Consider the following 13,275-nt stretch of genomic DNA (forward strand, 5'->3'; position numbering starts at 1 on the left):
TCGCCACAAACGAGGGTGTTGATCGACAACCAAGGGGTAACGCAACCGATTCGAAGGCATCGCAATCCCACTTTGATCAATGAGGGGCTGAGTCGATTGTTGAAGAACAAAGGGTTAACCATGGGAACCGCACTCCTTCTTTGTTTCGTGCTGCTGCTGTCCGCTTGCGGCTCCAACAATAATGACAACCAAGCTTCGAGTTCGCCGTCGCCGAGCGCGGAATCCGCATCGCCGTCCCCGTCCGAATCCGCGACCCCGACGCCGGAAAGCGCGAGCCCGAGCGCGGAGCCGATCGCCGGAGGAAGCGCGCTGGACGATGCGTATGCCGGGAAGTTCAAGGGAACGAAGGTAACGATGTTCGGTCCGTTCGTCGACGTGGACCAGAAGAAGTTCGAGGACGCGATCAAGGAATTCGAGGAGAAAACGGGCATCGACATTCAATACGAAGGCTCGAAGGAGTTCGAAGCGACGATCTCTATCCGGGTCGACGGCGGCAACGCGCCGGACATCGCCGACTTCCCGCAGCCGGGGCTGCTCGCGAACTTCGCGAAGTCCGGCAAGGTGATCGACGTTAACACTTTCATGGATAAGAGCAAGCTGCAAGCGAACTACAACAAGAGCTGGCTGGATATGGCGACGATGGCCGGACCGAGCGGCGATGTCATGGCCGGCATCTGGAACCGCAGCAGCGTCAAGAGCCTGGTGTGGTATCCGAAGAAGGCGTTCGACGAAGCCGGCTACAAGATTCCGAAGACGTGGGATGAACTGATGGCTTTGACGGAACAGATCGCCAAGGACGGAGATCCCGCTTGGGCGATCGGCATCGAGAGCGGCGCGGCCACGGGCTGGCCGGCGACCGACTGGGTCGAGGACATTATGCTTCGGACGACATCGCCGGAGAACTATGACAAGTGGGTTCGCGGGGAGCTCCCGTTCACCGACGAGATCGTCAAGAACGCGGTGAAGAAGATGTCCGAGATCTGGCTCAAAGACGATTACGTCTACGGCGGCCGGAAATCGATCGTGACGACGGCGTTCGGCGACGCTCCGAAGGTGATGTTCGACAACCCGCCGAAGGCATGGCTGCATCGTCAAGCAAGCTTCATCACGAGCTTCTTCCCGACGACGGCGAAGGCCGGCGAGGATTACGATTGGTTCTATCTGCCGCCGATCGATCCGGCCTACGGCAATCCGGTACTCGTCGCGGGAGACCTGTACGCCATGTTCAACGACCGGCCGGAGGTTCGCGCGGTCATGGAATTCTTCACGACGGGGGAATCGATCAAGACGTGGATTCAATCCGGCGGCGTTATCGCGCCGATGAACGACGCGAAGCCGGAATGGTACACGAGCGACGTCGAACGCCGGATGGCGGAGCTGGCCCAATCGGCGACGACGCTGCGGTTCGACGGCTCCGACCTCATGCCGGGTGCGGTCGGCGCGGGCACGTTCTGGAAGGGAATGACCGACTACGTCAGCGGCACGGTCGATCTCGACGGCGCCATGCAGGAAATCCAGGCGGGCTGGCCTAAATAATGCCGGAACTTAAGACGGCTCCGGCCAAGACGGGGAGGGCGGCGCTTGACAGCCGATGGGGCACCGTCCTCCTGTCCCTGCTCATTCCGGCGTTGAACGCGGCAGGGCATGCCGGCATCTTCCTGTTCCTGCGAGACGCGGTTCTGAACCCGGTCCTGTATGCGATCGTCGCGATCCTGTGGGGAGTCGTCGGCGTCTACGTTCTGTATGCTTCCTTGAATTGGGTAATCGAACGGTACAGCGACGTCTGGAAACGCCGAATTCAGCCTTATCTGTTCGTTGGTCCCGCGTTCGGGCTGTTGACCTGGCTGCTGCTGATCCCGACGATTCGGACTTTCATCATGAGCTTGCAGGATGCGACCTCGTCCAAGTTCGTCTGGTTCTCCAACTATGCGGCGGTGTTCACGAACCGCCTGCTGTTGACCGCCTTGCGGAATAACCTGCTCTGGGTGCTGTTCGGAGCGACGGCCTGCATCGTGCTAGGCCTCTTGATCGCGGTGCTCGCCGACCGGAGCAGCTTCGAGAGGCTGGCGAAGGCGATCGTGTTCATGCCGATGGCCATCTCCTTCGTTGCCGCCGGGGTCATCTGGAAGTTCATCTATTATTATCAGCCGGGAGATGAGCAGGTCGGTTTGCTCAATGCCATCGTCGTCAAGTTCGGCGGAGAGCCGCAGGCTTGGACCAGCATGACGCAACCGTGGAACAACCTGTTTCTCATCCTAATTCTGATCTGGATGCAGACCGGCTTCGCCATGGTCATCTTCTCGGCGGCGCTCAAGGCGGTTCCCGAGGATCTGCTGGAGGCGGCGCGGGTGGACGGTGCAGGCGAGATTCGGATTTTCTTCAAGATTATCGTTCCGTTCATCTCCGCGACGATCCTGTCCGTAACGACGACGATCATCGTGTTCACGCTTAAGATTTTCGACGTCGTCATGGTCATGACCGGCGGCCAGTATGACACCGAGGTAGTGGCGACCCAGTTCTACCGGCAATTCTTCATGTACCGGAACTTCGGCTACGGCTCGACTCTGGCGATCGTGCTGCTGATCGCGGTCATACCGGTCATCTGGTTTAACCTGCGGCAATTGCGCAAGCAGGGAGGGTTCGCCTGATGCCAAGAAGCGGGAGAAGAGAGGGACGGAGACGCGGCCGCAGAGGTTCCAAGACGGTCGTCAATCTTGTGCTGGGGATCATCTGCTTGCTGTGGCTTATCCCGACGCTAGGCTTGTTCGTATCGTCCTTCCGGCCGGCGACCGAGATTCTGAAGACGGGCTGGTGGACGATCTTCCCGCACCAGGAATACGCGGCGAAGGACCGGATCCAGCTGCCGAAGGACACCGATCTCCGGCAGCCGATCGAAGTGAACGGGAAGGCGTATACGGATGACCAGCTGCGCTCGGGGGTGAAGGCCCCGGACGGCTCCGAGCTGATCTGGGAGAATCGCCGGGCGCGCACGATCGACGTTCGCGAACTGGGATGGCGGATGGATACGAATTATACCTTGGATAACTACGCCAGCGTGCTGACCGGCAAGGAATACGAGATCCCGAAGCCGGACGGGACCGTCTCGAAGGAGAGAGGAAGCAACCTGAACCGGGCGTTCCTGAACACGATGACGGTGGCGATCCCGTCGACGATCATTCCGATCCTGATTGCGACGTTCGCCGCCTATGCTTTCGCGTGGATGCGGTTCCCGCTGCGCAAGACGCTGTTCGTCATCGTCATCATGCTGCTGGTCGTGCCGCTGCAGGTGGCGCTTATCCCGATCCTGAAGGATTACACCTCGCTCGGGCTGAACGGCACGTTCCTCGGCGTCTGGATCGCGCATGCCGGCTTCGGTCTGCCGCTGGCGACTTACTTCATGTACTCCTACATCAGCCAGTTGCCGAAGGATCTGTTCGAATCGGCGTTCATGGACGGAGCGTCGAACTTCACGATCTTCACCAAGCTCATCCTTCCGCTCGCCGTTCCTTCGATTGCGTCGATCAGTATTTTCCAATTCCTGTGGGTGTGGAACGATTACCTCGTCTCGCTTGTCTTCATCGGAAGCCAGCCGGACGTGCAGGTGCTCTCGATGCGGATCGCGAATCTGGTCGGCTCGAGGGGGAACGACTGGCATCTGCTGACGGCGGCGGCCTTCGTCTCGATGCTTATGCCGTTGGCCGTGTTCTTCAGCCTGCAGCGCTATTTCGTCCGCGGGCTGCTGGGCGGGTCGGTGAAGGGGTAACGCCTTTGGGAAAGCCGGAGCATTCCGCGAGACGGAATGCTCTTTGCTGTTTGCGGTTTCCGCTTTGCGGATTTACTCTAACGGAAACTTGATGATGCATCAAACTGAATGCGTTGGCTATAGGCGAAAAGATGGTACGGTGTGCAACAAATCGGCGGTAATGGCGGGGCAGGCGCGAGAGTATGGTACAAGGTGCGACCTCCTGAGATAGATTACATCTGATATCCCTCCGGAGGCTGGCGAACAATAAGAAAACCAGAGGGCAAAAATACTTTTAAATACCCCCTTGCGCTTTTCCGGAATCGGGTGTATATTTATCTCAGATCCAAGATAATTAAATTTAAGACAACGACGAAAGCGAGGTGACGAAGGATGAATGAACAGGAAGCGTCATTGAAGTTGTTCGTGGTCCTGTCCAAAGCGTACAAATCGATTATGGACAGCGCGGTGAAGGATATGAAGAAACACGGTCTGTCGGCGACGGAATTCACGGTGATGGAGCTATTGTTCCACAAAGGCCGATTCCCACTCCAGCAGATCGGGGATAAAATACTGGTGACCAGCGGAAGCATCACGTACAACATCGACAAGCTGGAGAACAGAGGGCTGCTGCGAAGAGTGCCAAGCCCGGAGGATCGTCGAGTCACCTACGCGGAGATCACGGAAGAAGGGACGCGGTTGTTCGAGCAAGTGTTCCCGAGTCACGCGGAAGCCATCGACCAGTTGATGAGCGGCATCTCGCTGGAAGAGAAGAAACAGGCCATCGACCTGCTTAAGAAGCTCGGCCTGAAGGCGCAGATGGGATAGCGTCGCGCTTTTCAGCCCTAAAATCTTAAATTTAAGATAAAATTCCTAAACAAACCAAAAAAACCAAAATAAATTAACGGAGGCGTTCCAAAATGAACAAGCAAACCGCAGGTATCCACCACATTACTTCTTTCGTAAGAGACCCGCAGGAAAACGTCGATTTCTACTCCGGCATCCTTGGCCTGAGAATGGTTAAGAAGACGATCAACTTCGACGCGCCGGAAGTGTACCACCTGTACTTCGGCAATGAGATGGGCAGCCCGGGCACCGCGATGACGTTCTTCCCTTCGCCGGGATCCCGCGTCGGCCATGTCGGCGGCGGGCAAGTCGGCTACACCTCGTTCGCGATTCCGGTCGGCACGTTCTCCTTCTGGGAAGAACGCCTCGCCAAGTTCGGCGTAGAGACGACCAAGAACGAACGCTTCGGCGAGACGTTCCTGCAATTCAAGGACCGCGACGGCTTGCAGCTTGAAATCGTTGAACGCGCGGAAGGCAAGGCGAGCGAGTGGTCGTTCGGCGGCGTGCCGGCCGAGAAGGCCATCAAGGGCTTCGCGGGAGCTCAGCTCTACAGCGTGAATTCCGAGAAGACCATGCACACGCTGGAGAGCGTGCTCGGCCTTGAGAAGGTCGGCGAAGAGAACGGCCTGGTTCGCTTCCGGTCTTCGGGAGACATCGGCAACGTGATCGACGTGAACGCCGTCTCGATGGGCTGGGGCGCCGGCGGCGCCGGAACGGTGCACCATATCGCCTGGAGAGCGAAGAACGACGAAGACCACAAGAACTGGAGAGTTCATGTCGAAGGGAGCGGCTTCCACCCGACTCCGATCGTCGATCGCCAATACTTCAACGCGCTGTACTTCCGCGAGCAAGGCGGCATCCTGTTCGAAATCGCGACCGATACTCCCGGATTCGATAACGACGAGCCGTTCGAGCATCTGGGCGAGAAGCTCCAGCTTCCGGCTTGGTACGAGAAGCATCGCCAATTGATCGAAGACAACCTGATTCCGATCGAGGTTCGCGTCCTGAAGGAGGATCTCCAATGAGCATGAAGCATATTTTCCAACCGGGAGCGACTCCCGATTCCCCAACGCTAGTGCTCTTCCACGGAACCGGAGGAACGGAGAGGGATCTCCTTCCTCTGGCCGGGAGGATCGATCCGTCCGCGGCTATCCTGTCGGTGCGCGGCAACGTTCTGGAGAACGGCATGCCAAGGTTCTTCCGCCGCTTGGCGGAAGGGGTATTCGATGAAGAGGATCTGGTCTTCCGCACGAAGGAGACTTACGATTTCCTGACGGCGGCTGCCGAAGAATATAAGCTGGACCGCAGCAAGTTCGTGGCGATCGGCTATTCGAACGGAGCTAACATCGCGGGAAGCTTGTTGTTCCACTATAAGGATGCGTTCGACAAGGCGATCCTTCATCATCCGATGGTGCCGATGCGAGGGTTGAAGCTGCCCGATCTAGCCGGAACGGCGATCTTCATCGGAGCCGGGACGAACGATCCGATCTGCGCGCCGCAAGAGACGGAAGAACTGAGCGGCCTTCTGGCGGAAGCGGGGGCAAGCGTCAAGGTCCATTGGGAACATTACGGCCATCAGTTGACAAGCTCGGAGGTCCTGGCAGCGGCAAACTGGTATCAAACGGAGGGCAAAGCCTAACCCGTCATAAACCTATCAAGGCTGGTTGGAAGGTCGCTCGGCGGCCCTCCGATCAGCCTTTGTTCCGTTCCGGTTCCATTTCGTTCGACCAGCGCAGCACTTCGAACAACTTGAAGAGAAGGCTCATGACGATGGCGACCACGGTGGCCAGCGCCATGCCGGATAACGAGAAATCCCCCGCGGTAATCCTCGTTCCGCTAAGGCCTGCCGCAAGCACGATGGTCGTCAGATAGAGATTCATCGGCCTGCTGTAATCCACCCGAGATTCCACGAGCATCCGGAATCCCGAAGCGGCAATGACTCCGAACAACAGCAAGGACACTCCCCCCATGACCGGTACGGGAATATTCGCAATCAAGGCCGAGAACTTGCCGAGGAACGAGAGCAGGATGGCAATCACGGCAGCACCTCCGATAACGAAGGTGGAGTACACTCGCGTAATGGCGAGCACGCCGATATTCTCCCCATAAGTCGTATTGGGCGTCGAACCCACGAATCCCGAGATCAGGGTGGAAAGCCCATTGCCGAGCATAGATCGATGAAGGCCGGGATCCTTGGACAGGTCTTTGCCGACGATGTTGCCGGTGACGATCAGATGCCCGATATGCTCGACGATGACCACAAGCGCCGCAGGGACGATGGTCAGAATGGCGGTCCAATCCAGAATCGGGAAGGTGAAGTCGGGGGAGGAGAACCAAGGGCTGTCCGAAACGACATCAAACTTGGCGATGCCCATGATAGCGGCCAGCGCGTAGCCGGAGATAATTCCGATCAGAATGGGAATGATGCCGAGGAAGCCGCGCAGGAGAACGGAGCCGAGAATGGTGACCAGCAGCGTCACGATCGACAGAACAATCGTCTCCGCGTCGGGCTTCCAATCGGCCGCTCCACCGGAGGTCCATCCGGCCATGCCGGCGGCGGTAGGGATGAGTTCAAGCCCTATAATGGACACAATCGCGCCCATCGCCGCCGGGGGGAAGACGACATAGATCCAACGGGTACCGGCAGCCTGGATGATCAGGGCGATAACGGTAAAAATAACGCCGGCCGCGATGAAGCCCCCGAGAGCCGCGGCGTATCCGTCGCCGGTAGCGGAATGGGCGCCTATAACCGCACCGGCCGGCGCGATAAAGGCGAAGCTGGAGCCGAGATACGCGGGGATGCCTCCTCGGCAGATCAGAATATACAGAAGCGTTCCGATTCCGTTCATCAGAAGGCAAACCGAAGGGTCGACTCCCAGATAGTTGGGAACGAGCACCGTGGAACCGAACATCGCGAACAGATGCTGCAGGCTGAGCATAAAGCTTTGTCCAAGCGGCGGAACTTCGCGAATTCCGATTGCTTTTTTCATTCGATGAGCAAGCCTCCGTCAATGACAGTTCTTGGATAAGAAGTCTTGACAAAGATAGGGGGCGCGTATACAATGCAACCTGAATCAAAGGCTACATACGATAGAACGTTACGAGCAAGGCCGAATAGATAGATGAGGGAGAAATGCATGACGATGAATACGATCGAAGCCATCAAGACGCGCCGCAACATCAAGCAATTCAAGGCGGACCCAATCGATAAGAGCAAGGTCATCTCCTGGCTGGAGGCGGCGACGTTCTCTCCGAATCACCGGATGACCGAACCGTGGAGAATCACGTTCGTCGGCCCCGAGACGCGAGCCAAGCTGAACCACAAGACCGACTTCGGCGGAGCTCCGCTCGTCCTTCTGCTAACCTCCCAAGGTTCGGCCATGCCGATCGAGCAGGAGGAGAACGCCTACGCGACCGCTTGCTTCGCGCAGAGCTTCATGCTTGCCGCCCACAGCGAAGGAGCCGGCACGTTCTGGTCCTCCATGGCGGCGGCGCCGCGCATGAGAGAGATTCTGGGGGTTCCGGAAGCCGAGGTCGTCATCGGGATTTTCGGAGTCGGCTATCCGCAGGAAGTGCCGCCGGCGAAGGATCGGATCTCCATCGAGTCCAAGCTTACCGAGCTGCCGTAACTTCCTAAGTCATTGCAAGCCATTGGATCGGAAGAGCCCTCTACCGCCCCTTTCCTCATAAGGATCGCTTAAACGCCGTCCTTATGCTAGGATTGGGGTTGGTGTCTATTCGCCGCCATCCTTACGAGAGACGAGGTTTCCCCGGCATGTCATTGTCGTCCATTACGCAGAATATTTATACGATTATTACGCTCATCAACCTGGTTCTCGCGATAAGCGTTATCTTCATCGAACGCCGCAATGTCGGAGTGACTTGGGCGTGGCTGATGGTCTTCCTGTTTTTCCCTGTAGGCGGCTTTATTATTTACCTGATCTTCGGGCAGAACCTGAGCCGATTGAAGATCTATAAGGATAAGAAGTGGGCCCGCGAGCTGCATCGGGAGCTGACGAACCACCAGATGCAGGAATTCCGCAGTCATAACATCGAGTACAACGATCCTTCCATGGCCCGGTACGAGGATCTGATCTTCATGAATCTGGCGAGCGCGAAGGCGCTGTATACCCAGGACAATTCGGTGAGGGTGTTCAAGGACGGAACGGAGAAGTTCGATGCCCTGTTCGAGGACATTCGGAGCGCGAAGACGCACATCCATCTGATGTATTACATCGTCAACGACGACGAGATCGGCCGAAGCCTGCTGGAGCTGCTGAAGTCGAAGGCGGAGCAGGGGCTTGAGGTTCGATTCCTTTACGATCCGATCGGCAGCCACCGGCTGTCCGGCCGCTTCTTCCAGCCGTTACTGGAAGCGGGAGGACAGGTGGCGGCATTCTTCCCGTCGAAGGTGCCTTACTTGAACTTCCGGGTGAACTACCGCAACCATCGCAAGCTTGCGATCATCGACGGACAGATCGGCTACATCGGCGGCATCAACGTCGGAGACGAGTATCTGGGGCGGGTACGAAAATTCGGCTATTGGCGGGATACGCATCTAAGGATGACGGGGACGTCGGTTCGGCTGATGCAGAGGAATTTTATCCGGGACTGGAATACGGCCTCCAAACGGCAGATGATCGAGACCGAGTTCTTCCTTCCGGTCGTCCGCGACGAAGACAAGGGACGGGTCGGCGTGCAGATCGTTGCCAGCGGTCCCGATCAGAGATATGAGCACATTCGGAACGCGTATATCAAGATGATTCATCGGGCCCGGGAGAGCGTGTGGATTCAGACGCCCTATTTCGTGCCCGACGAGAGCTTGCTGAATGCGATTCAGACCGCGGCTTTGTCCGGAGTCAACGTCAAGATGATCATTCCCGCCATTCCGGATCACCAGATGGTCTACTGGGCGACTCATTCCTATGTGGGCGATCTGCTTCCGCTCGGAGTGGAGTGCTACATGTACGAGAACGGCTTCCTGCATGCGAAGACGCTCATCATCGACGGCAAGGTCGCTTCGGTCGGCACCGCCAACTTCGATATCCGCAGCTTCAAACTGAACTTCGAGATCAATGCGTTCCTCTACGACCAGGAGATTGTCCGCGAGCTGCAGCAGAACTTCCTGAACGATATCGAGCGCTCCAAGCTCTGGACGTACGAAGCGTACTTGAAGCGGCCTCGCATGCACAAGCTTCGCGAGTCGGTCACCCGACTGCTGTCTCCGATTCTATAAGCGATAGCTGGCGAATGGCTCGCCGTGCCGGTATGCACGGGTGGCTTCATTCAACTGCTCGAGCACGGCCGGATCCAGAGAAATCTCGGCGCTACGAGCATTCTCCTTCAGCTGCTCGGCCGAAGTGGCTCCGACGATGACCGTGGCGACGGCCGGCTGCTCGATCAGCCAACGAATGGAGAGAACGCCGGGGGCGATTCCGGCTTGCGCGGCGCTCTCTTCTACCCTGCGTCCGAGAGCAAGCCGATCTTCGCTGAAGAAGCGGTTGAAGCTCGGATCGGAGACCGCTCGGGAGCCGGCCGGAGCGCGGTCCGAATTGTACTTGCCGGTCAGAATGCCGCCAGCGAGCGGGAAGTAGGGGATGATTCCGATTCCTTGATCGAGCGACATCGGCACCAGCTCCTGCTCGGGCGTTCGGTCCGCCAGCGAATAGCTGACCTGAGTGGAGACGAACCGGTTCAGCCCCAGCCGATCGCTGATTCCGAGCGCCTTCATCAGCTCCCACGCGGCATAATTGGAAGCTCCTATGTAGCGAACCTTGCCGGCTCGGACCATATCGTCCAGAGCTCTTAGAGTCTCCTCCAGAGGCGTGTGCGGATCGAACGTATGGATCTGATAGAGATCGACGTGGTCGGTCTTCAGCCTCTTTAAACTGTCTTCCAGCTGCCGCTGCAGATGATAGCGGGACGATCCCCGATCGTTCGGACCGGAGCCGAAGACAAGCCCCGCTTTGGTGGCCAGCACGACCTCGTGCCGGATCCCTTCCAGCGCTTCCCCGATGATCGTCTCGGAGGCCGTGCCTGCATAGATATTGGCCGTATCGATAAAGTTGATTCCCCGTTCGACGGCCTCGCGAACGATCCGGACGGATTCGTTCCGGTCGGCTCGCTTGCCGAACGAGTTCGTTCCGAGTCCGAGCTCCGATACTTTGAGTCCGCTTCGTCCAAGATTCCGGTATCGCATGTTTGATCTCCCCTTCTATCCTGTCTGGTCATATCCCCACTATAGCATAACAAGAAGGCGGATCAGGAGCTGACTCTCCCGATCCGCCTTCTGTCTTAAGCGTTCATTCGTTAATTCGGCTTGCCCGAACGCTCGGTCAGCAGGTGCTTGATCATCTGCTGCTTGCGCTTCGATACCGGCAGCTTCTTGGAACCGGCCGAACTGTCTCCGAAGATGAGGTAATCCTCGGAGATATCCGAGATCTTGTCGACATTGACGTAACAATCCGACGATACCCGGAAGAACGATTCATCCCGCAGAAGTCCGACTTTCTGTTCCGTGGACATTCTCTTCTTTATGTTGTAGTTGCGTCCGTGGAAGCTGATCAGGCCGTGCGTTCCGACTCTGAAGAAAAGCGAATCCTTGTGCGGCTCGAAAGTGTCGTAAAGATTCGAGGCTACGTCCATCTTTCCAAATCCCCCTTTAGAAAGGTTGCTTGGTAGCGCTTACAGTATATCACAATATCCGCCGCCGGTAATCCCCTTTTGTAAGAAAAATTTAACGGAATTTTAACAATGGAAACAGCGATGATATTTAAGAACAATTTAGGATAACAGGATCAAATTGACAACAATTACGAGTTGAAGGTAAGGTTATTTTGGGCATAGGAAGCAAGAGGAGCGGAGCTGATCATGCCTTTACTAAAGTCGTGTTTAGAATGCGTTTACAATACAGCGCCTAAGGAGGATTCGCACGGAATGGAGCTCCACGAAGCGAATATCATTCGCACGCAAGGATTGGCGCGTACTTTCGGCCGGGGCACCGGAGCGGTCAGGGTGCTGAGCGGCGTCGATCTCGACATCGCGGCGGGCAAGCTGATTGCGCTCAAAGGGCGTTCCGGTTCCGGCAAGACGACGCTGATCAACCTGCTCGGAGCGCTGGATCGGCCGACGGAAGGCAAGCTCTTGTTCGACGGCGCCGATCTGACGAGCATGACCGACCGGGAGAGGGATCAAGTGCGCCGAACGAAGATGGGCCTTATTTTCCAATCGTTTGCGTTATTCCCTCTAATGTCGGCCTACGAGAACGTGGAATTCGTCCTTCGCATCAGCGATTATCCGGCCAAAGAGAGGAAGGAAGCCGCGATCGGGGCGTTGGAGCAAGTCGGCCTGAAGTCGCGAATGCACCATCGGCCGTTCGAGCTTTCGGGCGGCGAACAGCAGCGAACGGCCATCGCGCGGGCGATCGCCCATAAGCCGAAGCTGCTGCTGGCGGACGAGCCTACCGCGGAGCTGGACAGCAAGACCGGCCTGCATATCATCAAGCTGTTCCGGGATCTGGTGTCGATCCACGGGATCTCGATCGTGCTTACCACGCACGATCCCGCCATCATGGAGATCGTCGATCAAGTCTACGAATTGGAGGATGGACGAATTGTCGCTTCGAGATAGAAGAGAGCTAAGGATCGCTTTGACGGCAATTACGCTGGCCCTGGCCTTGGCGCTTTCCGGCTGCTCCTTGCTGCCCAAGGAGGAGGAAGCCCTTGCGCCGCCGTTGGTGAAGCCGGCGAAGGAGAGCTATCAAACGGTCAACGCGGAGAAAGGCGATATCGCGGTAACGATCAACGGAACCGCCTACTTCGAATCGGTGCACACGGAGGTCGCGCAGTTCACCGGGACGGGCGGACGAATCAAAGACATCCTCGTCAGCTCGGGAGACGAAGTGAAGAAGGGGGACGTTCTCGTCCAGCTGGTGATGGACGATCTGGACCTTCAGATGAAGGAGCAGGAACTCGCCCTGGAGAAAGCCAAGTACAACCTTAAGCAGACGAGGGCCAATCAGGACAGCGAGCCTGAAGTCGTCCGGATGGCGGCGCTTCAGACACAGATCGAACAGCTGAAGTACGACCGGCTTAAGGAGAAATACGACAACAAGCAGCTGGTGTCCGCTATCGACGGGGTCGTTACCTTCGTCGAAGATCTCAAGCCGGGAGACTACGTGGATACGTACCAGACGCTCGTCATCGTAGCGGATCCGACGAAGCTTCGGCTGACGCTCGGGTTGGATTCCAGCGATAATCTCAATGGGGTAAGCGTCGGCTTCCCGGCGGAGGTCAACGTGAACAGCGACGGTCAAAAGGCGAAGCTCGCGGGCAAGGTGGTGCAGACGCCGGAATCCGCTCCGCAGACGCTTAACAAGGATTTGGCGGAGAAGTACGCGAGGACGCTCTATATCGGCGTAGATAAGCTTCCCGCAGGCGTGAGGATCGGAATGATGGCCAACGTGACGATCACGACGAAGAAGAAGGAAGGCATCGTCAAGATTCCGAGAAGCGGCCTGCGCAATTCGCTCGGAAGGACGTTCGTGCGGACGCTTGTAGACGGGTCGAAGCTGCGTGAGGTAGATGTCGAAGCCGGATTGTCCTCCGCAACCGAAGTCGAGATCGTGAACGGCCTGAAGGAAGGCGACGTGGTCGTCCTGCAGTAAAGCTCCGACATCCTATAATCGG

13 protein-coding genes are annotated in these 13,275 nt (G+C 57.4%); 10 read left to right on the forward strand and 3 right to left on the reverse strand.

The features are described from left to right. The first annotated feature begins 87 nt into the window (after window positions 1-87). From ELR57_RS05385 to ELR57_RS05410, 6 genes are all read left to right on the forward strand, one after another. Complete coding sequence (locus tag ELR57_RS05385) at window positions 88-1,536, forward strand: ABC transporter substrate-binding protein (RefSeq protein WP_370452223.1); 1,449 nt, start codon at window positions 88-90, stop codon at window positions 1,534-1,536. Next, window positions 1,536-2,648: a carbohydrate ABC transporter permease gene (locus tag ELR57_RS05390; protein ID WP_126958000.1), complete on the forward strand. Its 1,113-nt coding sequence runs from the start codon at window positions 1,536-1,538 to the stop codon at window positions 2,646-2,648. Before ELR57_RS05385 ends, ELR57_RS05390 begins: the two co-directional genes overlap by 1 nt. Then, window positions 2,648-3,763 (forward strand): carbohydrate ABC transporter permease, encoded by a 1,116-nt coding sequence (locus ELR57_RS05395; protein ID WP_126958001.1) that lies wholly within the window; start codon window positions 2,648-2,650, stop codon window positions 3,761-3,763. Before ELR57_RS05390 ends, ELR57_RS05395 begins: the two co-directional genes overlap by 1 nt. A 372-nt stretch (window positions 3,764-4,135) precedes the next feature. After that, on the forward strand, window positions 4,136-4,570 hold the full coding sequence (locus ELR57_RS05400; protein WP_126958002.1) for a MarR family winged helix-turn-helix transcriptional regulator: 435 nt from the start codon (window positions 4,136-4,138) through the stop codon (window positions 4,568-4,570). A gap of 92 nt (window positions 4,571-4,662) precedes the next feature. Next, window positions 4,663-5,613, forward strand: coding sequence for a ring-cleaving dioxygenase (locus ELR57_RS05405; protein ID WP_126958003.1), 951 nt, complete (start codon window positions 4,663-4,665; stop codon window positions 5,611-5,613). A gap of 2 nt (window positions 5,614-5,615) precedes the next feature. Further along, a complete protein-coding gene (locus ELR57_RS05410) occupies window positions 5,616-6,227 on the forward strand; it encodes an alpha/beta hydrolase (protein ID WP_192896531.1) in 612 nt (203 codons plus the stop codon). Between the two features lie 52 nt (window positions 6,228-6,279). Here the strand turns inward: ELR57_RS05410 and uraA are convergent, their stop codons facing one another. Beyond that, complete coding sequence (gene uraA / locus ELR57_RS05415; protein WP_126958005.1) at window positions 6,280-7,578, reverse strand: uracil permease; 1,299 nt, start codon at window positions 7,576-7,578, stop codon at window positions 6,280-6,282. A gap of 153 nt (window positions 7,579-7,731) precedes the next feature. Here uraA and ELR57_RS05420 point away from each other — a divergent pair, with 153 nt between their 5' ends. Continuing rightward, on the forward strand, window positions 7,732-8,217 hold the full coding sequence (locus ELR57_RS05420; protein ID WP_126958006.1) for a nitroreductase family protein: 486 nt from the start codon (window positions 7,732-7,734) through the stop codon (window positions 8,215-8,217). A gap of 146 nt (window positions 8,218-8,363) precedes the next feature. Further along, complete coding sequence (gene cls, locus ELR57_RS05425) at window positions 8,364-9,824, forward strand: cardiolipin synthase (RefSeq protein WP_126958007.1); 1,461 nt, start codon at window positions 8,364-8,366, stop codon at window positions 9,822-9,824. On the opposite strand, the gene ELR57_RS05430 is transcribed toward cls, so the two are convergent. Continuing rightward, entirely contained in the window at window positions 9,819-10,787 is a 969-nt protein-coding gene (locus ELR57_RS05430) for an aldo/keto reductase (RefSeq protein ID WP_126958008.1), read from the reverse strand. The genes cls and ELR57_RS05430 overlap by 6 nt on opposite strands. Window positions 10,788-10,897: 110 nt before the next feature. Further along, window positions 10,898-11,233, reverse strand: coding sequence for a LytTR family transcriptional regulator DNA-binding domain-containing protein (locus ELR57_RS05435; RefSeq protein ID WP_126958009.1), 336 nt, complete (start codon window positions 11,231-11,233; stop codon window positions 10,898-10,900). 291 nt (window positions 11,234-11,524) lie between these two features. Between ELR57_RS05435 and ELR57_RS05440 the strand changes: the two genes are divergently transcribed. Then, window positions 11,525-12,217, forward strand: coding sequence for an ABC transporter ATP-binding protein (locus ELR57_RS05440; RefSeq protein WP_126958010.1), 693 nt, complete (start codon window positions 11,525-11,527; stop codon window positions 12,215-12,217). Next, window positions 12,201-13,253, forward strand: coding sequence for an efflux RND transporter periplasmic adaptor subunit (locus tag ELR57_RS05445; protein WP_158629938.1), 1,053 nt, complete (start codon window positions 12,201-12,203; stop codon window positions 13,251-13,253). The genes ELR57_RS05440 and ELR57_RS05445 overlap by 17 nt, the downstream gene beginning before the upstream one ends. Window positions 13,254-13,275 lie beyond the last annotated feature (22 nt).

Origin of the sequence: Cohnella sp. AR92, from assembly GCF_003990975.1 — a bacterium.
GTDB lineage: Bacteria > Bacillota > Bacilli > Paenibacillales > Paenibacillaceae > Cohnella.